Origin of the sequence: Paraburkholderia sp. RL17-380-BIE-A, assembly GCF_046028085.1 — a bacterium.
In the GTDB taxonomy this organism is placed as follows: Bacteria; Pseudomonadota; Gammaproteobacteria; order Burkholderiales; family Burkholderiaceae; genus Paraburkholderia.
On the sequence record NZ_JARESQ010000012.1, the window covers coordinates 95,023 to 119,170 of the forward strand.

21 protein-coding genes are annotated in these 24,148 nt (G+C 65.0%); 13 read left to right on the plus strand and 8 right to left on the minus strand.

Annotated features, from left to right (window positions below):
- Positions 1-236 precede the first annotated feature (236 nt).
- The 3 genes from P0D68_RS21030 to P0D68_RS21040 are packed head-to-tail and all read right to left on the minus strand — an operon-like array spanning position 237 to position 2,730.
- Positions 237-581: a cupin domain-containing protein gene (locus P0D68_RS21030; protein ID WP_408184811.1), complete on the minus strand. Its 345-nt coding sequence runs from the start codon at positions 579-581 to the stop codon at positions 237-239.
- A gap of 33 nt (positions 582-614) precedes the next feature.
- Positions 615-1,604, minus strand: coding sequence for a succinylglutamate desuccinylase/aspartoacylase domain-containing protein (locus tag P0D68_RS21035; protein WP_408299469.1), 990 nt, complete (start codon positions 1,602-1,604; stop codon positions 615-617).
- 43 nt (positions 1,605-1,647) lie between these two features.
- Positions 1,648-2,730, minus strand: a complete 1,083-nt coding sequence (locus P0D68_RS21040; RefSeq protein ID WP_408184809.1) for a tartrate dehydrogenase — start codon at positions 2,728-2,730, stop codon at positions 1,648-1,650.
- 167 nt (positions 2,731-2,897) lie between these two features.
- On the opposite strand from P0D68_RS21040, the gene P0D68_RS21045 reads away from it, so the two are divergent.
- On the plus strand, positions 2,898-3,854 hold the full coding sequence (locus P0D68_RS21045; RefSeq protein WP_408299471.1) for a LysR substrate-binding domain-containing protein: 957 nt from the start codon (positions 2,898-2,900) through the stop codon (positions 3,852-3,854).
- A gap of 46 nt (positions 3,855-3,900) precedes the next feature.
- Here the strand turns inward: P0D68_RS21045 and P0D68_RS21050 are convergent, their stop codons facing one another.
- The 4 genes from P0D68_RS21050 to P0D68_RS21065 all read right to left on the minus strand — a co-directional run bounded on the left by P0D68_RS21050 (position 3,901) and on the right by P0D68_RS21065 (position 7,835).
- Positions 3,901-4,398 carry an Lrp/AsnC family transcriptional regulator gene (locus P0D68_RS21050; protein WP_011491802.1) on the minus strand — a complete coding sequence of 166 codons (498 nt, stop codon included), beginning with the start codon at positions 4,396-4,398 and terminating at the stop codon, positions 3,901-3,903.
- 51 nt (positions 4,399-4,449) lie between these two features.
- Positions 4,450-5,847 (minus strand): aspartate aminotransferase family protein, encoded by a 1,398-nt coding sequence (locus P0D68_RS21055; protein WP_091803097.1) that lies wholly within the window; start codon positions 5,845-5,847, stop codon positions 4,450-4,452.
- A gap of 183 nt (positions 5,848-6,030) precedes the next feature.
- On the minus strand, positions 6,031-6,957 hold the full coding sequence (locus P0D68_RS21060; RefSeq protein ID WP_408299473.1) for a 2-hydroxyacid dehydrogenase: 927 nt from the start codon (positions 6,955-6,957) through the stop codon (positions 6,031-6,033).
- 5 nt (positions 6,958-6,962) lie between these two features.
- Complete coding sequence (locus P0D68_RS21065; protein ID WP_408299475.1) at positions 6,963-7,835, minus strand: GNAT family N-acetyltransferase; 873 nt, start codon at positions 7,833-7,835, stop codon at positions 6,963-6,965.
- Positions 7,836-8,115: 280 nt separating this feature from the next.
- Here P0D68_RS21065 and P0D68_RS21070 point away from each other — a divergent pair, with 280 nt between their 5' ends.
- The 11 genes from P0D68_RS21070 (at position 8,116) to P0D68_RS21120 (ending at position 20,779) form a co-directional block, all read left to right on the plus strand.
- Complete coding sequence (locus P0D68_RS21070; RefSeq protein ID WP_408184803.1) at positions 8,116-9,594, plus strand: aldehyde dehydrogenase family protein; 1,479 nt, start codon at positions 8,116-8,118, stop codon at positions 9,592-9,594.
- 298 nt (positions 9,595-9,892) lie between these two features.
- Positions 9,893-10,561: a haloacid dehalogenase type II gene (locus P0D68_RS21075; protein ID WP_091803081.1), complete on the plus strand. Its 669-nt coding sequence runs from the start codon at positions 9,893-9,895 to the stop codon at positions 10,559-10,561.
- Between the two features lie 72 nt (positions 10,562-10,633).
- On the plus strand, positions 10,634-11,908 hold the full coding sequence (locus P0D68_RS21080) for an NAD(P)/FAD-dependent oxidoreductase (RefSeq protein WP_408184802.1): 1,275 nt from the start codon (positions 10,634-10,636) through the stop codon (positions 11,906-11,908).
- A gap of 79 nt (positions 11,909-11,987) precedes the next feature.
- Positions 11,988-13,604, plus strand: a complete 1,617-nt coding sequence (locus P0D68_RS21085) for an ABC transporter substrate-binding protein (protein ID WP_091803074.1) — start codon at positions 11,988-11,990, stop codon at positions 13,602-13,604.
- A gap of 119 nt (positions 13,605-13,723) precedes the next feature.
- Positions 13,724-14,677, plus strand: a complete 954-nt coding sequence (locus P0D68_RS21090) for an ABC transporter permease (RefSeq protein WP_408299478.1) — start codon at positions 13,724-13,726, stop codon at positions 14,675-14,677.
- Complete coding sequence (locus P0D68_RS21095) at positions 14,674-15,624, plus strand: ABC transporter permease (RefSeq protein WP_091803068.1); 951 nt, start codon at positions 14,674-14,676, stop codon at positions 15,622-15,624. The genes P0D68_RS21090 and P0D68_RS21095 overlap by 4 nt, the downstream gene beginning before the upstream one ends.
- Positions 15,624-17,468, plus strand: a complete 1,845-nt coding sequence (locus P0D68_RS21100) for an ABC transporter ATP-binding protein (RefSeq protein WP_408299481.1) — start codon at positions 15,624-15,626, stop codon at positions 17,466-17,468. Before P0D68_RS21095 ends, P0D68_RS21100 begins: the two co-directional genes overlap by 1 nt.
- Complete coding sequence (locus P0D68_RS21105; RefSeq protein WP_091803062.1) at positions 17,465-17,779, plus strand: (2Fe-2S)-binding protein; 315 nt, start codon at positions 17,465-17,467, stop codon at positions 17,777-17,779. Before P0D68_RS21100 ends, P0D68_RS21105 begins: the two co-directional genes overlap by 4 nt.
- The gene (locus P0D68_RS21110) at positions 17,764-19,158 is read left to right on the plus strand and encodes an FAD/NAD(P)-dependent oxidoreductase (protein ID WP_408299483.1); all 1,395 of its coding nucleotides are present in this window, start codon (positions 17,764-17,766) and stop codon (positions 19,156-19,158) included. The genes P0D68_RS21105 and P0D68_RS21110 overlap by 16 nt, the downstream gene beginning before the upstream one ends.
- A complete protein-coding gene (locus P0D68_RS21115) occupies positions 19,155-20,324 on the plus strand; it encodes an NAD(P)/FAD-dependent oxidoreductase (protein WP_408184799.1) in 1,170 nt (389 codons plus the stop codon). Before P0D68_RS21110 ends, P0D68_RS21115 begins: the two co-directional genes overlap by 4 nt.
- Positions 20,321-20,779 (plus strand): helix-turn-helix domain-containing protein, encoded by a 459-nt coding sequence (locus tag P0D68_RS21120; RefSeq protein WP_408299486.1) that lies wholly within the window; start codon positions 20,321-20,323, stop codon positions 20,777-20,779. Before P0D68_RS21115 ends, P0D68_RS21120 begins: the two co-directional genes overlap by 4 nt.
- Here P0D68_RS21120 and prpR read toward each other — a convergent pair.
- Entirely contained in the window at positions 20,736-22,703 is a 1,968-nt protein-coding gene (gene prpR / locus P0D68_RS21125; RefSeq protein ID WP_408299488.1) for a propionate catabolism operon regulatory protein PrpR, read from the minus strand. The two genes, P0D68_RS21120 and prpR, sit on opposite strands and share 44 nt — an antisense overlap.
- Before the next feature lie 219 nt (positions 22,704-22,922).
- Here prpR and prpC point away from each other — a divergent pair, with 219 nt between their 5' ends.
- Positions 22,923-24,092 carry a bifunctional 2-methylcitrate synthase/citrate synthase gene (gene prpC / locus P0D68_RS21130; protein ID WP_095422545.1) on the plus strand — a complete coding sequence of 390 codons (1,170 nt, stop codon included), beginning with the start codon at positions 22,923-22,925 and terminating at the stop codon, positions 24,090-24,092.
- Positions 24,093-24,148: the final 56 nt, after the last annotated feature.

The window sequence follows — 24,148 nt, forward strand, 5'->3', positions numbered from 1 at the left end:
GCGAACAAGGCTGAACTGTAAGTAAGATGGCGACGAGGGGTCAACGCGGGATTACCCCACTCTGTTGCAGATGCACATCGACTGGGAAAAGACGCTGGACAGCGCGAAGAACGAGGCAGGCCGCGGCGCGCTTTGGCGCGCCGGGGTGAGACGGGGTGTTGGCAGAATGGGGCGCGCGGCCCTCGCAGGGCCGGCATGGTGCAGCGCGGCGCTCGGTGAACAGCGTGAAACGGTGGTCAGAAGATGACGTAAACCTTGCGCATGGTTTCCTCGACTTCCCACAGCCCTTCGGTGTTGGCTTCGAAGAAGAGCGTGTCGCCACTCTCGAAGTGGATGGTTTCCTCGTTATCGGGCGTGAAGCGTCCCCGTCCGGCAATGAAGTGCATCACTTCGGCCTGCTTGACCGAGCGGCGATAAGTGCCGGCGGTGCATTCGAAAATGCCGGTGTCGATGGCCTCGCTGCCCTTGATGACGCGTTGCACGCCCGACACCTGGATCGGCGTCGTGCCGGGCAGCCCGGCCGTGCCCCAGTCCTCCAGATTCTGCAGATTCACGCTTTGCTTGAGCTGCTGTACCTTCATCGCTACGTTGCCTTTGAGTGTGGATGGGCCGTTTCATTGGCCATGGGTTGGGGTGTTTGTCACGGTCTGCTCGATCTTGCCCAGCCGCACCACGGTCACGCCCGGCCGCAGTTGCCGCAGCGATGGCATGACGAGCATGCAGTCGTCGTAGGGCGTGGTGATGGCCTCGCCGTTCGACCAGCCGATCACGGCACCGGCCTCGGGAAAGATCTCGAGACCCGTATACGCCGCCGCGAAACGGAAATCCATGCTGGTGGCCACCACCGGCTGCGTCACGCGGACGATATGCTGCACGCCCGGCAATGGCGCAAGCCAGCCGGCCGGCAGATCCGCTTCATCGACCACGCCGGCCAGCAGCAGAAAGCGCGCGGTGGTGTCGCGCGCGACCGCAACCGCATTGCGTTCCCAATGCTGTCCGCATTCGATCAGCAGCGCGTTCTTTGGGCTGGCGGGGTCGCCGAAGCCTTCGTAATCGCGCATGCGGCGGCCTTCCGGATGGCCTTCGTCGCAGATCACGGTGGCGGGCGTGCCGAGTCGCACGGCGAGGTCAATGCCTTTTTGCAGCGGTCCCGCCACGATCAGCGGCTTGCTCTTCTCGTGCATGGAGTGCAGATCGAGCAGAAGATCGACGCTGTCGATCACGGGCCGCATCGCGCGCGCACGCTCCAGTTCGCTGGACGTGCGCGAAGCATCGTCGAGCACCGCGGCAGTCCATACGCGGTTGAAATCCTGATCGACGAAGCGGGCCGCGTCCGGCTGCGCGGAATCAAAACTCTGATACGCGTCGACGTTCGCGAACGCCAGTGTGAGGCGTCCACGGCGTGGCCGCAGCGCGCACCGCAATAATTCGTCCACGACGATCGCGCCGCACACTTCGTTGCCGTGTGTGAGCGCGTTGATCATCACGTGCGGACCCGGTGCACCCGAGTCGAACGTGTGGACATAGGCGATACCGGATGCCGATTGTTCGTGGCCCGAAATATCGGGGAATTCGACTTCGATAGGGTAGGCTTCCGTGCTCATGCGAGTGTGTCCTTGCAGAGAGTGTGCGGGTTGACCGGCGAGCTCAGGCGAGCTTTGCCGCGATCGCCCGGCCGACCTCGGTGGTGTTCGCCTTGCCGCCGAGGTCGCCGGTATGCGGACCTTCAACCAGCGTCGCCTCGATTGCGGCGAGAATCGCGTCGTGCGCCTCGCGCTCCTTGCCGGCGTGGTTGCCGAGGAAGTCGAGCATCATCGCGGCCGACCAGATCATCGCGATCGGATTGGCGATGTTCTTGCCCGCGATGTCCGGCGCCGAGCCGTGCACCGGTTCGAACAGCGACGGAAACTTGCGGTCCGGATTCAGATTGCCCGACGGCGCGAGACCGATCGTGCCGGTGCAGGCGGGGCCGAGATCGGACAGAATGTCGCCGAACAGATTGGTGGCGACCACCACGTCGAAGCGATCCGGGTTTAGCACGAAGCGCGCGCAGAGAATGTCGATATGCTGCTTGTCCCACGTCACGTCCGGATACTGCGCGGCAATGCCGGCCGCGACTTTGTCCCACCACGGCATGCTGATCGCGATGCCGTTGCTTTTGGTGGCCACCGTGATCTTCTTGCGTTTGCGCCGTTGCGCGAGATCGAACGCGAACTTCAGCACGCGTTCGCTGCCGTGCCGCGTGAAAACGGACTCTTGCAGCACGAATTCGCGCTCCGTGCCTTCGAACATCACGCCGCCCACCGACGAATATTCGCCCTCGGTGTTCTCGCGCACGATCCAGAAATCGATGTCGCCCGCCTTGCGGCCCGCGAGCGGCGAAGGCACGCCGGCAAAGAGGCGCGCGGGGCGCAGGTTGATGTACTGGTCGAATTCGCGGCGGAACTTCAAGAGCGAGCCCCACAGGGAAATATGGTCGGGCACCGTGTCGGGCCAGCCGACCGCGCCGAACAGAATCGCGTCCGCCGATTGCAGTTGCGCTTTCCAGTCGTCCGGCATCATCTTGCCGTGCTTCGCGTAGTACTCGCAGCTCGCCCATTCAATGTGCTGATACTCCAGCTCGATGCCGAAGCGCGTTTTCACCGCCTCCAGCACGCGAATGGCTTCCGGCATGACTTCGACGCCGATGCCGTCGCCGGGAATGACTGCGATCCGATATTTCTTCGACATGTTGCGCTCCTCCGCATGGGATTGTTTGGGGCTGTTTGGGGCTGTTTGGGGCAGCTGGATGATTCGGTAACGGCTATTTTATTCCTGCTGTTTGAGACTAAAATGGTCGCTTTAGTTAAGCCACTGTGCACGATTCGTGTACAAACTCCGTTGCCACCCATCGACCTATGAGCGCCGTCCCATCACCCGATCTCGGCGACTTGCGCGTGTTTTGCGAAGTGGCGCGCAAGTCCAGTTTCAGCGCGGCGGCGGAGGCCCTGTCGGTGTCCGCGGCGTACGTCAGCAAACGCATCAACGTGCTCGAGACTACGCTCGGTACGCGTTTATTGCACCGTTCCACGCGCCGGGTGGCGATCACCGAGGCGGGCGAGCGCGTCTACACGTGGGCCGAAAAGATTCTCGACGACGTCGATCAATTGGTGGAAGACGTCTCCACCACGCGCCGCGTACCCGGCGGCAAGCTGCGCATTTCCAGCAGCTTCGGCTTTGGCCGCCGTTTCGTCGCGCCCGCGCTCGCGCGCTTTTCCGAGCGCTATCCGCAGTTGAGCGTGCGGCTCGATCTGTTCGACCGTCTCGTCGATGTAGGCGGCGAAGGCTTCGATCTGGATGTGCGCATTGGCGACGAGATCGCGCCGCATCTGATCGCGCGGCGGCTCGCGTCGAATCATCGCGTGCTATGTGCGTCGCCCGGCTACCTTGCGCGGCATGGCGCGCCGCGCCAGCTTGCCGAGTTGTCCTCGCATGCGTGTCTCGCGATCAAGGAGCGCGACCATCCGTTCGGGCTCTGGCGTTTGACGGTGCGCGGCGAGACGGTCTCGATCAAGGTCACGGGACCGTTGTCGACCAATCACGGTGAAGTGGCGGTGGAGTGGGCGCTGGCCGGGCGCGGCATCGTGCTGCGTTCCATGTGGGACGTGCGGCCGCTGCTCGAAAGCGGTCAGTTGCAGCAGGTGCTGCCCGAGGTCACGCAACCGGCGAATCTGTGGGCGGTGTATCCGGCACGGCTCGCGCAGTCGGCGAAGGTGCGGGTCTGCGTCGACTTTCTGAGTGAGGAATTCGCGCAGTGGAGTCCGCCGGCCGACGGGGCGGCCGGCGTGAACTCAGCCGGACTTGCCGAACGTTGAGCGCTGAACGACGGCAAGATCCGGCGAATCAGGAACAAGGCAATGCCTAGTGATGATTCTGCGAGAACAGCGTTTCGAGCGGGTAGTGGCTCTTCACGAACGGCGACTTGATGATCACGTAGCTGAAGTACTTCTCGATCCCGATGTCGCGTTCCAGCAGCCCTTCCACGATGCTCTGGTAATGGCTCACGCTGCGCGTGACGAACTTCAGCAGGTAGTCGTAGCCGCCGCTCGCCAGATGACACTCGACGATCTCGTCGACGTCGCGGATCGCATTCACGAACTTGATGAAGTCTTCCCGCCGGTGATCGGCGAGCGTGACTTCGGTAAACACGATCTGCACGTCGCCGAGCTTTTCGAGCTGGATCTGCGCACCGTAGCCGATGATGTAGCCGGCTTTCTCCAGACGCTTGACCCGGATCAGGCAAGGACTGGGCGAAAGGCCGACCGCGTCGGCAAGCTCGACGTTGGTTATGCGGCCTTTCTTCTGCAACTGGGAAAGTATGCGCAGGTCAATCCGGTCTAGCTTGCAGTCGCTGCTCATCGTAACGTTATCGCTCCGGCGATCGGTGTGGGGCTGGGATGGCCCTCTACTCTAGCATGCGTTGGCATGGGTTTTGACCTTCAACGCGGCGCGCACATCGGCTTGGGCGAGAACGTCGTCGAGGGTCTTTTCAAGTCGTTCGAACATCAGATCGAACTCGGCCTCGGTGTACGAGAGCGCCGGTGCGAAGCCGAGAATGTTGTCGCCGAAGGCCCGGAAAATCAGGCGGTTTTCATACGCGGCGGCGGCGATCCGCTCAGACAGTTTGAGCGCCGGGTCGAAGCCCGCCTTGCTGTCCTTGTCGGCGACGAGTTCGAGCGCGCCGAGCAGGCCACGGTGGCGCGAGTCGCCCACCAGCGGATGCGCGAGCAGCGCGTCGAGGCCGCGCGCGAAGCGCGGTGCGCGCGCCACGCCGTTCGCCAGCAGCCCGCCTTCGTGATAGAGGCGCAGCACTTCCAGGCCGATCGCCGCGCTCACCGGATGCGCCGAATACGTATGGCCATGGCCGACCACCGCCTCGGCGTCGCCGTTGGCGATGCCCTGATAGATTTCGTCCGACATCAGCACGGCGCCCATCGGCGCATAGCCCGCGGTTAGGCCTTTGGCCACCGTCATCAGATCCGGCTCGACGTTTTCGCCCTGGCAGGCGAACAGCGGACCGGTGCGGCCGAAGCCGGTGATGACTTCATCGGCGACGAACAGGATGCCCAGCTTACGGCAGCTTTCACGCATGGCCGTGAGCCAGCCGACCGGCGGCACGATCACGCCGCCCGAGCCCTGAATCGGCTCGCAGAAGAATGCGGCGACGTTGTCGGCGCCGAGTTCGGCCACCTTCGCTTCGAGCGCGGCGACCGAGGCGGCGATCAGCGCGGCGTCGTCGGCAAAATCGCTGCGGTACGCGTACGGCGACGGCAGATGATGCTGGTTCGGCAGCGGCAGATCGAAGTTGCGGTGGAACGCGGGCAGGGCGGTGAGGCCGGCGCCGGTCGTCGACGAGCCGTGGTAGCCGCGTTGCAGCGCGATGATGTGTTTCTTCGACGCGCGCCCCGTGGCGTTGAAGTAATGCGTGATGAAGCGCAGTGCCGAATCCACCGCGTCCGAACCGCCGAGCGTGAAGTAGACGTGCTGCAGCGAAGCGGGCGACACCTCGACCAGCTTTTGCGCGAGTTCGATGGCCGGCTCCGAGCCGAAATGGAAATAGCCGGTTGCGTAGGGCAGTTTTTGCATCTGCGCGGTAGCGGCGTCGACAATGCTTTGTTGGCCGTAGCCGACGTTCACGCACCAGAGTCCGGAAAACGCGTCGAGCAGTTCGTTGCCGGCCGCGTCGCGTAGAAACGCGCCGCTGGCGGACTCGAGGACGGTGACGCCGCGTGCTTCGTGCGCGCGGTAGTTGATGACCGGGTGAATCAGATGCTTGCGGTCGGCTTCGATGAGCGATTGAATCGGCATGATGGTTTCTCGTCGCGGGAAGGGGCTGTTGACCGTCCCATACTACTGATCAGCGGCGATCGCCTGCTCACCTAAACAATTGCCTGAAAAGCGCGCACGACGCGTTTTGATGCGTGACCTCAGCATTTTATGCTGCGAACGCTGAAAAGCCGTGTCGCGCGGGCGTTTCGTCCGGTTCTGCCCTCAATAGCCTTGCGCGCGGTCGATCTGGCCAACCATAGGCAAGCCCGCGCGATGGCGGCGCAGGTTCTCCAGCACTACGTCGACGGCGGTGTCGGGCCGCGTCGCACTCGCGATATGCGGCGTGATACGCACGCGTGGATGCGTCCACAACACATGACTGGCGGGCAGCGGCTCGGGATCGGTGACGTCGAGAATGGCGTTGTGCAACTGACCGCTCTCGAGCGCCGCGAGCAAATCCTGCTGATTCAGATGCGGACCACGCCCCGTTTGAATCAGCGAGGCTCCGCGCGGCAGCTTCGCGAACAATTCCGCATTGAGCAGCCCGCGCGTGGCGGGCGTGAGCGGCAGCAGGCAGATGAGGATGTCGGTGCGAGCGAGAAACGCATCCAGTGCGCCTTCACCGGCATAACAGTCGACGCCCTCGATCTCGCGAGCCGAACGGCTCCATCCCGCACAGTCGAAACCGAACAGACGCAGCCGTTCCAGCACGGCCGTGCCGAGCACGCCGAGCCCGAGCACACCGACGCGGCGCTGGCTGGCGGGCTTGAGCGGCAACTCGCGCCAGACCTGCTGCTGTTGCTGAAGGTTGTAGTCGAACAGATCGCGATGAATGGTCAGCACAGCCTGTGTGACATATTCGACCATGCCTTCCACGATGCCCGGCTCGATCATGCGCACCACGGGTACATGCTCCGGCACGCCGGACAGATCGAACTGATCGATACCCGCGCCGACCGAGAACACGACTTCCAGATTAGGGAAGGTGCGCGTCGGGTCTTCAGGCGGCTGCCAGGCGGCGAGATAGCGGATCGCGGCCGGATCGCCGAGTTCGGGCCAGATATGAAACGGCAAGTCCGGCGCTTTCTGCGCGAAGAGTTTCGCCCACTGGGCGCCGCGCGCCGGGTCGGCTTTATAGAGGAAGGCCATGTTGGTCAGCAGATTGCCTGGTTGATGATGCCGTATTGCAGGTAATGCGCATCCTGTCCGCCGCTCGCGGGCTGGCCCGGCGTGGCGGGGCGGATCATTTTGACGACCGTGTCCACGCGCGGCAGCCCCAGCTGTTCCAGCCATTCGGTCAGACCGCTTTCGCCCGGCGTGTCGATACGCACGAACACGCCTTCGTTCAGCGCCAGCCAGTGGCTGATGAGCGCCTTCGCACGGCTCGATTCCTCCGAGGCGGGCGCGACCACCGGACCGATCGCAAAGCCGCGCCCGAAGCGGCGAAACAGTGCGAAGCCGATCAGTTCGCCGTCGCGGTCGAGCGCGATGCCGTCGGCGGCGCCCAGCAGTGCGGGCAACACTTCGCCGCGGTCCAGGCCGCTGGCCCGCGACGCCAGTTCGACCAGCCGCGCGGTATCGCTCGAACCGAGCGGACGCAACCGTTCGCCAGGCGGCAAGGACACGAGCGGCGGCTGGAACGCCGCGCCCTGATGCTGATCGAGCGTGCCGGTCGCGCGAAAGCCGAGCTTTTCATACAGTGGCTGGCCCGCGGGGGTGGCGTGCAGGAAGGTGACGCGCCCGCCCAGTTCTTCCAGCACCAGATCCATCAGCTTTCTGCCGATGCCGCGCCCCTGGTGCGCCGGCGACACGATCACCATGCCGAGCGAACCATGCTCGGCGCCGTATTTCCAGCACAGGGCGGTGCCGATCACACCGCTCGGGTCTTCCGCGACGAAGCCCACGCCCAGTTGCGCCACGAATCGCCAGTCGTCCGCGCGATGCGGCCATTTGACTTCGACGGTCAACGCGTGCGCAGCGGCGATGTCCTCGAGGGTGAAGCGTCTATAGGTAATCGAATCGGACACGCCGAGCTCCCTGATTGACTGAAGGCTTACGCCGTCACTGTGTCATCCGGTGCGCGGTGTGACTAGGACGATCTTTTTATCGCGGCCCCCGGAAAGGACCGCAGCGCAATTCGATGCAAAACGCCAGGTCCGGGCACGCATTACAGGTGAGTTCTGCTGCGCGGCGATTTTTGTCGGCGACATATGCCACGCCGCCGGCTCTACGATTTTGTCATGGCGGCGGCGGTCTCGGGACCGCGCTGCGCGAGACCACCAGCCAGTCACACAGGACACCTCTCTCATGGACAGCTTCAATCCAGACGACGTCGCGATTCGCAGCGGACACTACATCGGCGGTGAATATGTCGAGGCGGGCGAGCATCGCATCGAGGTGGCGCGTCCATCGGACGGCGTGGTGTATGCCTCGGTGCCGCTGGCCGACGCCGCGATGGTGGACCGCGCCGTCGAGAACGCATGGCAGGCTTTCAAACACAGTGGCTGGGCGCGCATGGCGCCGCGCGAACGCGCGAAGATCCTGCGCCGTTTCGCCGAGCTGGTGGAAGCCGACGCGCCGACGCTCGGCCGGCTGGAAGCGCTCGGCTCGACGCGCCCGATTGCGCAGGCGATCGGCTGGGACGTGCCGTTCACCGCCGAGGGCATCCGCTTTTACGCCGAGTTCGCCGACAAGCTGGGCGGCGACGTGGCGGCTACCGATCACGATCATCTCGGCATGACGATCGCCGAACCCTACGGCGTGATCGGCGCGATCGCGCCATGGAATTTCCCGCTGGTCATGGCGTCGTGGAAGATCGCGCCGGCGCTGGCGGCCGGCAATGCGGTGGTGCTCAAGCCCTCGGAGATGACGCCGTTCTCGGTCTTGCGGCTCGCAGAACTGGCGGTGCAGGCGGGCGTGCCGGCCGGCATTTTCAACGTGATCCAGGGCGATGGCCGGGTGACCGGCGACGAACTGGTGCGCCATCCGAAGATCAGCAAGGTCACTTTCACGGGTTCCACGCGGACCGGCGCGTCGATCATGGCCGCGTGCGCTACCAGCGGCACCAAGCCGGTCACGCTCGAACTGGGCGGCAAAAGCCCGCAAATCGTATTCGCCGACGCCCCGCGTCTGGACGATGTGGCGCGCCGTATTGCCGGCGCGATCACGGGCAACGCGGGGCAAGTGTGCGTGGCGGGCTCGCGCCTGCTGGTCGAGCGCAGCCTCGCTGAGCCGCTTGCCGAACGCATCGGCAAGATCTTCGCCGAGTTGAAGCCCGGCGCGACATGGGCCGCGGGCACGACGCTCTCGCCGATCATTTCGGCGCCGCAGGCGGCGCGCATAGAAGGCATTGTCGGACGCACGCTGGAAGCCGGTGCGACGCTGCGCTACGGCGGCGTGAGAGCCGACGGCGGCGCTGATGGCGCGTTCTACGCCCCGACCTTGCTCACAGACGTCACGGCGCACTCCGAAGCGGTGCGCGAAGAAGTCTTCGGGCCGGTGCTGACGCTGCAAACCTTCGATACCGAAGAAGAAGCGCTCGCGCTCGCGCAGCATCCGGAGTACGGCCTCGCGGCCGGCGTGCATACCGCCGACCTCGGCCGGGCGCTGCGTTTCGTGCGCGGGCTCGAAGCAGGCACGGTGTGGGTGAACCGCTATGGCCGCACCTCGGACTTCATGATTCCCACGGGTGGCTACAAGCGCTCCGGCATCGGCAAGGACCTGGGCCGCCAGGCCTACGAGGCGAACCTGCGTTTCAAAAGCGTACTGATCGACCTGCGGGCCTGAAGACGCCTTTGAGCACCCGCCGGCCGCTTCGCGCGCCGGTCGCAAACCCAGTAGGGGAAAGGGTTTAGCCTGATCGCCGCATTCTGTGCTGTCAGCGGCCCGAAAACGCATGGTTTGTGTCACCGGCAGCGCCCTAATCAGGAACATCTATGTTTTTGCGCTGATTAAATCTTTTACAGGAATTAGCTTTTGTCGATCTGAGCGGGTGCGAAGCACTTGCTCAGATCCCCTGCAAGATAGTTGCTGTTTTCGCCAATGAACTCCGACCACGAGTTCACCATCACGATAGGACTGCACCATGATCGAATTCGAACCGAAATACATCACCTTCGACTGCTACGGCACGCTGACCAAATTCCATATGGCCGACATGACGCGCGAGCAGTACGGTCATTTGCTGAACGGCGAAGACCTGGAAAAGCTCGTCGCGTTTTACTCGGGCTACCGTCGCGACGAAGTGCTCGGCGCATGGAAACCCTATCGCGACGTGGTGGTCAACGCGCTGCGCCGCGCGTGCAAGCGCATGAACGTCGAATTCAACGAAGCGGGCGCGCAAAGCATCTATGACGCCGTGCCGACCTGGGGTCCGCATCCGGACGTGCCGGAAGGCGTCGCCCGTCTGGCGAAGAAGTACAAGCTGGTGATTCTCTCGAACGCTTCGAACAACCAGATCCAGAGCAACGTCGACAAGCTCGGCGCGCCGTTCTACAAGGTCTTCACGGCAGAGCAGGCGCAGTCGTACAAGCCGCGCATGCAAGGTTTCGAATACATGTTCGACCAGCTCAACTGCAATCCGGAAGACGTGCTGCACGTGTCGTCGAGCCTGCGCTACGACCTGATGACCGCGCACGACCTGGGCATCAAGCACAAGGTCTTCGTCAACCGCGGCCACGAACCGTCGACGCCGTACTACCAGTACTACGAGGTCAACGACATTCCGCATCTGGCTTCGGAACTCGGCCTGTAAGCGCCGGTTGCATTTGCGCCCGCCAGACACTGCCCACCGCCTCGCTCATTGCCCATCTCAAGGACCTCACGGATGAAGCTCGATTCCTATTGGCTCGACACCGCGCCGCCACTGCTATCGGCGTGCGAGGGTCCGGTCGACGGCCAGACCGATGTGGTCGTGATCGGCGGCGGCTTCACCGGACTGTCGGCGGCGCAGGCGTTGGGCAAGCGCGGCGCCACGGTGACCGTGCTCGACGCGGGTCGCATTGGCGGCGGCGCGTCCGGGCGCAACGGCGGCCAGGTCAATACCGGAGTCGCGCAGGACTTCGTCGCGCTGGTCGCGCAACTCGGTGTGGAGCGCGCGAGCGCCTGCTACCGCGCGTTTTCGGACGCGGTCGACACGGTCGAGCGTCTGATCCGCGAGGAAAACATCGACTGCAATTACATCGCGACCGGCAAGCTGAAGCTGGCGTCCAAGCCGCATCATCTCGCGCATCTGGAAAAGACGGCCGAAGCCATTCGCCGCGAAGTGGATACGGATATTGAACTGATCGACCGTAGCCGTATCCGCAGCGAAATTCAATCCGACAGCTTTTACGGCGGATTGCTGCAACGGCACGGCGGCCAGATGCACATGGGCAAGTTCACGGTGGGTCTCGCCGAGGCGGCGGTGCGCCGCGGCGCGAAGCTGTACGAGAACGCGGCGGTCACCGCCATCGCGAAAGACGGCGGCGGCTTTCGTATCACCTCGGCGCGCGGCGAAGTGCGCGCGAAGCAGGTGCTGATCGCCACCGGCCCGTCGCGGCACGGTCCGTTCGGCTGGTACCGCAGGCGTCTCGCGCCGGTCGGTTCGTTCATCGTCGTGACGGAGCCTGTGGCGCCGGCGTTGCTGGCGCAAGTGTTTCCGAACCGGCGTGCGTACACCACCACGCGTTTGATGCACAACTACTTTCGCGTGACGCCGGATTCGCGACTTCTGTTCGGCGGCCGCGCGCGTTTCACGGCTTCCGAGAGGCCGTCCGATGCGAAGAGCGGTCGCATCCTGCAAGAAGGCCTCGCCGCGATGTTCCCGATGCTCGCGCAGGCGCGCATCGACTATTGCTGGGGCGGTCTGGTGGACATGAGCGCCGATCGTCTGCCGCATGCCGGCCAGCACGACGGCATCTATTTTTCGATGGGCTACAGCGGCCACGGCACGCAGATGTCCACGCACATGGGCCAGGTCATGGCCGATGTGATGGACGGCCACGAAGACCAGAATCCGTGGCGCGAGTCCGAATGGCCCGCGATTCCCGGCCACACCGGCAAGCCCTGGTTCCTGCCGCTCGTGGGGACGTACTACCGCATCAAAGACATTTTTTATTGATCGTTTGTTGTTCGATTGGCAGTCAAAACCACGCAGCCACGCCTGCTTAACCTCGTTGCTCACCTCGCGGAGAAGTTCGATGAATAAGGAAAACTCGCAACATGGCGCTCTTGGACTCGGAAGCGAGTTGGAGCGATTGACTGCCAAAGGCGCGTCGCGGCGCGGCGTGCTGCGCGCAATGGCCGCCGCCGGCATGATGTCGGTCACCGGCGCCGGCTTGTTGACCGCCAGCGGCGCGGCGCTCGCGCAGGCCAAGCCGAAGCAGGGCGGCAAGATCCGTGTGGCGACGCAATCCGCTTCCGCGGCCGACACGCTCGACCCCGCGAAGGGTGCGCTCGGCACCGACTACGTCCGCGGCTTCATGTTCTACAACTGTCTGACCGAACTCGATGCGCATCTCGGCGCGAAGATGTCGCTGGCGACCTCGCTCGATACGAAAGACGCCACCGTGTGGGTCGTCAAGCTGCGCAATGGTGTGCAGTTCCACGACGGCAAAGCGCTCGCGCCGGCCGACGTGGTGTATTCGATCATGCGCCACAAGGATCCGGCCACCGCCTCGAAAGCGAAGACGCTGGCCGATCAGATCAAGGAAGTGAAGGCCACCGGCCCGAACGAAGTGACGATCACGCTGGAAGGCCCGAACGCCGATCTTCCGGTGATCCTCGCCACCTCGCATTTCCAGATCATCAAGGACGGCACCAAGGACTTCAAGACGGCGATCGGCACCGGTCCGTTCAAGGTCAAGGAATTTTCGCCGGGCGTGCGCACGGTCGGCGTGAGAAACGAGAAGTACTGGAAGCCGGGCATGCCGCACCTGGACGAGATCGAACTGATCGGCATTGGCGACGAATCGGCGCGCGTGAACGCGCTGCTCTCGGGCGACGTGCAACTGATCAACGCGGTGAGCCCGCGTTCGACCACCCAGATCAAGGGCGCGGGTGGTTTCTCCGTGCTGGAGACGAAAACCGGCCTGTACACCGACCTGGTTGTGCGCGACGAAGGCGGCATTACCGGCAACGACGATTTCCGGCGTGGCATGATGTATTTGCAAGACCGCGAGCAGATGCGCCGCGCGATTTTCCAGGGTTACGGCACGATCGGCAACGACCAGCCGATCGATCCGACCAACAAGTACTACCTGGCCGGCTTGCCGCAGCGCACCTTCGATCCGGACAAGGCGAAGTTCCATTTCCAGAAGGCGAAGGTCGGCAGCGCGCCGATCCAGATTTTTGCTTCGCCGGCGGCCGAAGGCTCGGTTGAAATGGCGATGTTCCTGCAGCAGGTCGCGCCGCAAGCCGGTCTGAATCTGCAAGTGTCGCGCGTGCCGGCCGACGGCTACTGGTCGAACCACTGGATGAAGCATCCGCTGGGTTTCGGCAATGTGAATGCGCGCCCGAGCGCCGACGTGATCTTCACGCAGTTCTTCAAGTCGGACGCGCCGTGGAACGAAGCGAACTGGAAAAGCCCGAAGTTCGACCAACTGCTGCTTCAGGCACGCGGCGAACCGGACGACGCCAAGCGCAAGAAGATCTACGGCGACATGCAGGTGCTGGTGCATGAAACGGGTGGTGTCGGCATTCCGCTGTTCCAGAGTTCGCTCGACGCGTACACGGACAAGCTCAAGGGTCTCGGCTCGATTCCGCTCGCCGGCCTGATGGGTTTCATGTTCGCGGAAAATGTCTGGCTCGAGGCCTGAGCCGGATCTGAAGGGCGGTTACGAAGGGTTTCCGGTCTGACGAACTGGAAAGTCACACCCTGCAACACGCGCGCCGCGTTTCGAGCGGCGCGCGGCTTCAACTGAAGAGGCGACTCTCGATGAAAGCACATGCGCAACGTCTCATCGCCGCGCGCCTCGGCCTCGCGCTACTCACGCTGCTGCTGGTGTCGGCAGTCGTGTTCGCCGTCACCGGGCTGCTTCCCGGCGACGCGGCCCAGCAGGCGCTCGGCCAGGCGGCGACCCCCGAAGCCGTTGCCGCCCTGCGGCATCAATTCGGCCTCGACCAGCCCGCGCTGCAACGCTACTGCGTGTGGCTTCTGCATGTGGTCAGCGGCAACTTCGGCACCTCGCTGTCGAACAATCTGCCGGTCAGCCAGCTGATCGCGACGCGGCTGCCCAACTCGCTCGCGCTGGCCGGCCTGACGGCCGTGGTCGCGGTGCCCGTGGCGCTCCTGATCGGCATTGCGTCGGCGATGTTCCGCGGCTCGCTGCTCGACCGCACGCTCAACGTGCTCACACTGTCGACCGTCGCGGTGCCGGAATTCCTGATCGCGACGATCGCCGTGCTGATCTTCGCCGTCAAACTGCGCTGGCTGCCGGCGCTGTCGTATCTGTCGGAAGTGCATTCGTTTGGCGCGCTGCTGCGCATCTATGCAATGCCGGTGATGACGCTGTGCTGCGTGCTGGTCGCGCAGATGGCGCGCATGACGCGCGCGGCGGTGCTCGATCAGCTCAATTCGTCGTACGTGGAAATGGCCTTGCTCAAGGGCGCCTCGCCGGTGCGCGTGGTGTGGCGGCACGTGCTGCCGAACACCATCGGCCCGATCGCCAACGCCGTGGCGCTGAGCCTGTCGTATCTGTTCGGCGGCGTGGTGATCGTCGAATCGATCTTCAACTATCCCGGCCTCGCGAGCCTGATGGTGGACGCCGTGACCAACCGCGACATGCCGCTCGTGCAGGGCTGCGTCATGGTGTTCTGCGCGGCGTATCTGGCGCTCGTGCTGATCGCCGACCTGTGTCAAATCGTATCCAACCCGAGGCTGCGTCGATGATGAGCCAACCTACCAATCCCCACCACATTCCCCACGCGGGCACGGAACTGTACGACGTGCGCCGCGACGAACTGGTCGTCGAGCCCGCGCCCGTGGAAGCGGTTGCGCTGAAACAGGGCGTGCTCAAACGCCTCGTCCACCGCTTCTCGGTACTCGGTCTGATCGGTCTGCTGATGGTAGCGTTCTGGCTGCTGGTCGCGTTCATCGGGCCGCTCGTCGCACCGTACAAAGGCGGCGCGCTGACCTCGACGGAAATTTTCGGCCGCTATAGCGCGGCGTATCCGCTCGGCACCGACTATCTCGGCCGCGACATGCTCAGCCGGATTCTCTACGGCGCGCGCTACACGGTCGGCCTCGCGCTCGCCGCGGCGGTGCTCGCGAGCGTGATCGGCACGTTCTTCGGCCTGCTCGCGGCGGTGTCGGGCCGCTGGGTCGATGAAATCCTGAGCCGTCTGTTCGACGCGCTGATTTCGATTCCGAGCAAGGTGCTCGCGCTCGTCGTGATCGCCGCGTTCGGCTCGTCGATCCCGATGCTGACCACAGTCGCCGCGCTGGCCTATATTCCCGGCGCGTTCCGGATTTCGCGCTCGCTCGCGGTGAACCTGATGGGCCTCGAATACGTGCAGGTGGCGAGAGCGCGCGGCGAAGGCATCTTCTATATCGCACGGGTCGAAGTGCTGCCCAACATGATTCACCCGATGCTCGCCGACTTCGGCCTGCGCTTCGTGTTCATCGTGCTGCTGCTGAGCGGGCTCTCTTTCCTCGGCCTTGGCGTGCAGCCGCCGAACGCCGATTGGGGTTCGCTCGTGCGCGAGAACATCGGCGGCCTGTCGGAAGGCGCGCCCGCCGTGCTGATGCCGGCCGTCGCGATTGCGACGCTGACCATCGGCATGAATCTGCTGATCGACAACCTGCGGCGTCGCGGCCGTAGCCACGGAGGTGCGTGATGGCTGAGCGGGACATGATCGAAGTGAGGGGCCTGAGAGTCGTAGCGGGTGCGGCGCCGGGGCCGGTGACGGAGATCGTCAAGGGTGTCGATTTCTCGGTGAAGAAGGGCGAAGTGCTCGCGCTGATCGGCGAGTCCGGCTCGGGCAAGACCACCATCGCGCTGTCGCTGCTCGGCTATGCGCGAGCCGGCTGTGCGATCAGCGGCGGGTCGGTGCGCATCGGCGAGGTCGACGTGTTGTCTCTCGACGCGAAAGGCCGCCGCGCGTTACGCGCGCGGACCGTCGCGTATGTCGCGCAGAGCGCCGCGGCCGGCTTCAATCCGGCGCGCACGATCATGGATCAGGTCACCGAACCGGCGCTGCTGCATCACCTCATGACCAAAGAGGCGGCGTGCGCCAAAGCGATTGGCCTGTTCCGCTCGCTCGCGTTGCCCGCGCCGGAAACGATCGGCGAGCGCTATCCGCACCAGGTGTCCGGCGGTCAGTTGCAGCGCTTGATGGCGGCGATGGCGTTGATCACCGATCCGGCCGTCGTCGTGTTCGACGAGCCGACCACGGCGCTCGACGTCACCACGCAGATCGAAGTGCTCGCGGCCTTCAAGAAAGTGGTTCGCGAACTCGGCACCACGGCGGTCTACGTATCGCACGATCTGGCGGTGGTCGCGCAAATGGCGGACCGTATCGTCGTCCTGAACGGCGGCGCGGTGAAGGAAAACGGCGCGGTCGCGCAAGTGCTCGACGCTCCTGTGGATGCGTACACGCGCCAGTTGCTGGCCGCCACGCGCCGTCCGGAAGCGGTGCTGGAATTGCCGCCGACCCTGGGCAAGCACGTGCCGCCGCTGCTGGAGATTCGCGGACTGTCCGCGGGTTATGGCCGCATCGACCGGTATGGCGCGCCCGCCGTGCGCGTACTCGACGACGTCAGTCTGTCGATTCCACGCGGCAGCACGCTTGGCGTGATCGGCGAATCCGGCTCCGGCAAGACGACGCTCGCGCGCGTGGTGGCGGGTCTGGTCGACCGGGCGCGCGGCGAGGTGCTGTTCAACGGCGAGGCGCTGCCGGCGCAGCTCTCGCGCCGCACGCCGGAGCAATACCGGCAGATCCAGATCGTGTTTCAGAACGCCGACACGGCGTTGAACCCGAGCCACTCGATCGCTGACATCCTCGCCCGGCCGCTCGCGTTCTATCACCATCTGCGTGGCTCGGCGGCGAAGAAGCGCATGCTGGAACTGCTCGATCTGGTGAAGCTGCCGGCCTCCATCGCCACGCGCACGCCGGCGGGGCTCTCGGGCGGCCAGAAGCAGCGTGTGAATCTGGCGCGCGCGCTCGCCGCCAATCCCGCGTTGATTCTGTGCGACGAAGTGACTTCCGCGCTCGACACGGTGGTCGGCGCGGCGATCCTCGATCTGCTCGCCGAATTGCGGCGCGAACTGGGCGTGTCGTACATGTTCATCAGCCACGATATTTCAACGGTCCGCGCCATCTGCGATGAAGTGATCGTGCTGTATGCGGGGCATCGCGTGGAAGCGGGGCAGCGAGATGTGCTCGCCGCGCCGCCGTATCACCCGTACACGGGCTTGCTGGTGGATTCGGTGCCGGCGCTCAAACCCGGCTGGCTCGACGCGCGCCGCGAGATCGTCGCCACCGCTTTGCCGGCGATGGGCGAAAGCGCCGATATTGCCGAGCTGTGTTCGTTTCGCGCGCGCTGTCCTGTACGTATCGACGGCAAGTGCAACGTGACACCGCCCTCGATGAAGCGGCTGCCCTCGGGCGCGGAGATTCTGTGCCACCATCCGGCCGCCGAACTGAACCGTTTGCAGAGCGTAGAGGCGACCCCGGCATGAGCGGACGATTTGTGCGCGTCGCGGAAGCCGGCCGCAAGACCTTTCCGATTACCGTGGACGGCGTGGTGCGCGAAGCCGCCGAAGGCGACACGCTGATGGTCGCATTGCTCACCGGCACGCGCACGTTGCGCGATTCCGAATTCGGCGACGGCCGGCGCGCGGGCTTCTGCCTGATGGGCGCATGCCAGGACTGCTGGGTGTGGACCGCGCAAGGCGAGCGCGTGCGGGCTTGCAGCACGCCGGCAACACCCGGCATGTCGATCGTCACGAAACTGGCGGATGCCGGGGAGGGTGTATGGCCCCGCGTGTAGTGATCATCGGGGCCGGGCCGGCGGGTGTGCGCGCGGCGCAGGCGCTGGTCGAAGCGGGGCTGCGGCCTGTCGTTATCGACGAATCGCGGCGCGACGGCGGACAGATTTATCGGCGTCAGCCGGAAGGCTTTTCGCGCAGCTATGACACGCTCTATGGCACGGAGGCCGCGCGTGCCGCGTCGCTGCATCAGAGCTTCGACGCGCTGAAAAGCAGGATCGACTATCTGCCGGAAACGCTGGTCTGGAATATCTCGCCGAACACCGTGCATCTGGTGAGCGGCACGCGTTACCGCACGCTCGTATTCGATGCGCTGATTGTCTGCAGCGGCGCGACGGACCGGCTGATGCCCGTCAAGGGCTGGCATCACGCCGGCACTTATAGTCTCGGCGGTGCGCAGGTCGCGCTGAAGTCGCAGGGCTGCGCGATCGGCTCGCGCATCGTGATGATGGGCAGCGGGCCGCTGCTGTACCTCGTGGCCGCGCAGTACGTGAAGGCGGGCGCGCAGGTGGCGGCGGTGCTCGATACTTCGACGTTCATGCAGCGCGTGGCGGCGTTGCCGCGTCTGCTGGCGATTCCCGCCGCGCTCAGAAAAGGTATTGCGTTGACGCGCGTGCTCGCCGACGCGCGCGTGCCGGTTCATCGCGGCGTGCAACCGCTCGAAATCAAAGGCACGCCGCAAGATGGCGTGAGCGCGGTCGAGGTCGCGCTACCCAATGGCAAGCGCCTCGAACTGGCATGCGATGCGGTTGCGCTCGGCTACCACCTGCGCCCCGAGACGCAACTCGCGGACCTCGCGGGTTGCCGCTTCGTGTTCGACGACAACGCCCAGCAGTGGCTGCCGCAAATCGATGCCGACGGCCGCAGCAGCATCAAGGGCGTCTACCTGGCGGGCGACGGCGCGAGGGTGCGCGGCGCCGACGCGGCGGAACGCTCGGGCCGTCTCGCGGCGCTCGCGGCGATGCAGGATCACGGCATGCCGGTCAACGGCGTGGAGCGCTTGCGCGCCGAACTCGCGCGCTTCACGCGGTTTGCCGCGGGCTTGCGCGAAGCTTTCCCGTGGCCGGCGAAGTTCGCCGCGTCGCTGCCGGACGAGACGATCGTCTGCCGATGCGAAGCGATTACCGCGGGCGAATTGCGCCGCGTGGTCCGCGCGAGCGGCGCGAAGGAAGCCAATCGCGCGAAGGCGTTTTCGCGCGTCGGCATGGGCCGTTGCCAGGGGCGTTATTGCGGCCACGCCGGCGCGGAGATCATCGCGGCGGCGGCGTGCGTGCCGTTATCGTCAGTGGGACGGCTGCGCGGCCAGGCGCCGGTCAAACCGCTGCCCGTGGCGCTGACCGAAGAGGCGATCGACGAAACGAGCAGCGAGGTGAGCCAATGAGCGCGACGACTCGCAACGAAGCCGATGTGATCGTGATCGGCGGCGGCATCATGGGGACGACGACGGCGTTCTTCCTGCGTCAGCGCAATCGCTCGGTGATTCTGCTCGAACGCGGACTCACCGGCCAGCAGGCAAGCGGCGTGAACTTCGGCGGCATTCGCCGGCAGGGCCGCGCGCTGCCGCAACTGGCCATGGCCAACCGCGCGCTGCGCACGTGGCAACGCTCGGCGGAACTGCTCGGCGAGGACATCGAGTTTCTGCCTTCGGGCCACACGCGCGTGTGCTACCACCAGAAGGATGTCGAGAATTTCGATCAGTATGCGATCGACGCGCGCGCCTACGGACTCGAACTCGAAGTGCTGCATGGCGACGCCATGTTCAGGCGCTTTCCGTTTCTCGGCCGCGAAGTGCTGGCGGCCTCGATCTCGCCGCTCGACGGCCATGCCAATCCGCGCCTCGCCGCGCCCGCGTTCGGTCGCGCGGCTGCGCGGCTCGGCGCACAGGTGATCGAGGACACGGAGATCGTTCGCGTGGAAAAGGATGGTGGCCGGTTTCGCGTGGAAAGCGCGCGTGGCGACGTCTACTGGGCAGCGCAGCTCGTGATCTGCGCCGGCGCGTGGGCGAGCCGCCTGACCGAACAGTTCGGCGAATCCGTGCCGCTGACCGCGCGGGGGCCGCAAATGTGCGTGACCGAGCCGGTGCCGTACGTATTCAAATCGTCGATGGGCGTGTTCACGTCGATCAAGGAAGAGAGCATCTACTTCCGCCAGATTCCGCGCGGCAACATCATCGTCGGCGGCGGTCCTGCTGGTCCGGCCGACGCCGTGACGCGCCGCGCCTCCGTGTTGCCCATCAACACCGTGCGGCAACTGGCGCAAATGCGCCGGCTCGTGCCCGCGTTGGCGCCGCTGCATGTGATTCGTGTCTGGAGCGGCGTGGAAAGCTATCTGCCCGACAGCGAGCCGGTGATCGGTCGGAGCGGCCAGGTCGACGGCCTTTACTACGCGTTCGGCTTCAGCGGCTCGGGCTTTCAGATCGGTCCGGGCGTCGGCGAGACGCTCGCGGAACTGGTCGATACGGGCAGCACGGCGATTCCTCTCGACCCGTTTTCCATTCGGCGTTTCGCGAAACAACCGGCGGCCCGCTCGACTATCGTGACGTCATGAAACAGTCCATCAGCCTCAACGCGGCCCGCGCGTTCATCGAAGCCCATTTCGACGAACCGGTGACGCTCGCCCAACTCGCCGCGCTCTCCGCGCTCAGCGTGTCGCGCTTCGCCACGGTGTTCCGGCAGCAATATGGATCGTCGCCATACCGCTATCTGTGCGGCCTGCGGATTCAACGCGCGCAGACGCTGTTGCTCGAAGGCGTGCCGGGATCGGTCGTCGCGACGGAAGTCGGCTTCTTCGACCAAAGCCATTTCGGCCGCCATTTCAAGCGATGCTGCGGCATGACGCCCAGCATGTTCATCGCGCGCGCCGCTGCCGGCAGCAACGCGATCACGAGCGCCGGCACTGCGGCGATCAGCGCCGTGCGGCCGGCGCGGCATGGCGGCGTGGGCAACGCCGGCACCACGCCTACTGCGCCGCGTTCAGCTTCCGCCATAACGTCGTCTTGCTGATGCCGAGCGCCTCGCAGACGGCGTCGCGATCGCCTTCGTGCGCGGCGAGCGCGGCGCGGATTTCGTCGGCTTCCACGTGACGGCTGCGTTCGCGTAGCGATAGCGCGGCTTTCCTCGCGCGCGCGTGGGGCTCGACGATTTCCGGCGCGAGCGTGCGCAACATGTCGCGGGTGAAAGCGGATTCGGTGGCGTCTGCGTTGGTGTCTTCAGGGACCGCGTCGGCGAGTTCCACGGCGATCCGTTCAATCACGTTCTGCAGTTCGCGCACGTTGCCGGGCCACGCGTAACGCTTGAGCGGCTCGTCGAGTGGGGCGAGCACGCGTTCGGCGGCAGCCGCGTCCGGCACACGCGCCGCGAGCCTCGGTTCACGCACCACGGCTTGCAGCAGCAGTTGGGCGGCGAGCGGCAGCAGGTCGGTCGGCCGCTCGCGCAGCGGCGGCAATGCGATGCTGAGAATGTTGAGGCGGTAGTAGAGGTCGGCCCGAAAGCTGCCCGCTTCGATGCCCTCGGTCAAGCCGCGATGCGTCGCCGCGACCACGCGAATATCGACCCGCGTCGGCTCCGTCGAGCCGAGCCGCACGACTTCGCGTTCCTGGAGCACGCGCAACAGCCGGCTTTGCAGCGACAGCGGCATCTCGCCGATTTCATCCAGAAACAGCGTGCCGCGGTGCGCCACTTCGATCAGCCCCGCCTTGCCGCCCTTGCGCGCGCCGGTGAATGCGCCTTCTTCGTAGCCGAACAACTCGCTTTCCAGCAGCGCCTCGGGAAACGCGCCGCAATTGATTGCGACGAACGCGAAGTCGCGCCGCGCGCTCAACTGATGCATGCTCTGCGCGACCATCTCCTTACCCGTGCCGCTTTCGCCGAGAATCAATACGGTGGCGTCCGAGCGCGCATAGCGCTTGACGAGCGTACGCACCCGTTCCATCGATTCGGACGCGCCGACGATATCGTCGAGCCGGTAACGCGCGCTGAACTGCTGCACGCGCTGGCGCGAGCGCAGCGTCCGGTCGAGCCGTTCGACCGCGCGCGATTCCTGAAACGTCAGCACGGTGCCCGCCGCCGAGCCGCTGCTCGCCAGCGGCCCGCGATGCACGACATAGCTCACGCCGCGCACCGTGCAGAACCCGTCGCCGTCCGCGTCCGGCAGACTGCCCGCGAGATCGGGCGCGAGTTCGAGCAGCACGCGGCCAACGGCGTGTGCCGCGTCGAGGCCGAGCACGCTCGCGAGGCGCTGGTTCATTGCTTCGACGCGGCCTTGCGCGTCGAGCGCGACGACGCCGTCGCGCAGATGCTGCAACAGATTGTCGAGCCGCTGACGTCGAACCGTTTCGCGGCGCGTGGCCTGGGCGACTTCGAGCGCGGTGTCGAAGGCCGCGCGCACGGAAGCGCGCGAGTAGAGAAACACCGCACCCATGCCGGCATTCGCGGCGAGATCCGTGACGAGTCCGGGGCCGACCACCACCTCGATGCCGCGATCGCGCAGATCGAGCACGAGGCTTTCCGCGTCCTGCGCCGATTGATAGGAAGCGAACGTGATGTCGAGTGCGAAAGCGGCCGTGAAACGCCGCACTTCGTCGGGTGTGTCGCCGTGCGTGACGAGCGCGACCTTCGCGCCGTCGCGGCGTGCGCGCGCGAGCGCGTGCATCACGTCGAAACCGGTCGGACCGATCAGCACGACCGGCACCGACACGCGCGTCTTCAGATACGCGCCGTTCGAGCCGCCGGCAATCACGACATCCGGACGACCCGCGCCCGCGGCCTCGACTTCGCGCACGGCGTCTTCGAAACCGTGCGAGACGATGCGCAGGTCCGCGCGCTCCACGTATTCGCCGGCGATATCGAAAAACAGATCGCGCAAGCGGCTAATGCTGAGCGCCCAGATGCGGGGGCGCTGGGCGGGTTCGAAAAGAGGTGTGCTCAAGGCGGGGCGGCTCAAGGCGGTGCTGGGAAAGTCCACCCATTATGCGCGCATCCATTTCCAATCTGAAATCCACGTTTCATTTCTGAAATCGGATCGAGGCGGGCGCGGACGGCAGTCCTTTTTTAAATCAGGTACTTAGCGCGCGTGCGCGTGGCTGGCCCGTTCTTTGCGTTTTGGGATGCGGTCCAACATATTCCCCATGCATCTGGAGACGAAGTCATGAGCGAAGCAGATAACAGTACGCCGAACACAGGCGCGTTCAAACCGAAGAAATCCGTCGCCCTGTCCGGCGTGACGGCAGGCAATACCGCCCTCTGCACGGTCGGCAAGACCGGCAACGACCTGCACTACCGCGGCTACGACATTCTCGATATCGCGGGCGCCTGCGAGTTCGAAGAGATCGCATATCTGCTGGTCCACGAAAAGCTGCCGACCCAGGCCGAACTCACCGCGTACAAGACCAAGCTGAAGGCGCTGCGCGGCCTGCCCGCGAACGTCAAGGCCGCGCTCGAATGGATCCCGGCCGCAGCACACCCGATGGACGTGATGCGCACCGGCGTGTCGGTGCTGGGCACCGTGCTGCCGGAGAAAGACGATCACAACCTGCCGGGCGCGCGCGACATTGCCGACAAGCTGATGGCCTCGCTCGGTTCGATGCTGCTCTACTGGTATCACTATTCGCACAACGGCAAGCGCATCGAAGTGGAAACCGATGACGATTCGATCGGCGGCCACTTCCTGCACCTGCTGCACGGCGTGGAGCCGTCGAAGGCGTGGGTCGACGCGATGCACGTGTCGCTGAACCTGTACGCCGAGCATGAATTCAACGCATCGACCTTCACGGGCCGCGTGATCGCGGGCACGGGATCGGACATCTATTCGGCGATCACCGGCGCGATCGGCGCGCTGCGCGGGCCGAAGCACGGCGGCGCCAATGAAGTCGCGTTCGAGATCCAGTCGCGCTACCAGACGCCGGACGAAGCCGAAGCGGACATCCGCCGCCGCGTCGAGAACAAGGAAGTGGTGATCGGTTTCGGCCACCCGGTGTACACGATTTCGGACCCGCGCAACAAGGTCATCAAGGAAGTCGCGAAGAAGCTCTCGAAGGAAGCCGGCAACACCAAGCTGTTCAGCATCGCCGAGCGGCTCGAGTCGGTGATGTGGGAAGCGAAGAAGATGTTCCCGAATCTGGACTGGTTCAGCGCGGTCTCGTATCACATGATGGGCGTGCCGACGGCGATGTTCACGCCGCTCTTCGTGATCGCGCGCACGGCCGGCTGGAGCGCGCACATCATCGAGCAGCGCATCGACAACAAGATCATCCGTCCGAGCGCGAATTACACCGGACCCGATGACCTGCCGTTCGTGCCGCTCGCGAAACGTGTTTGAGCGCGGCTGAAGACCTTGCGAGCGTTGTCGATCGCGTGAAAGCGTCGACACGCCAA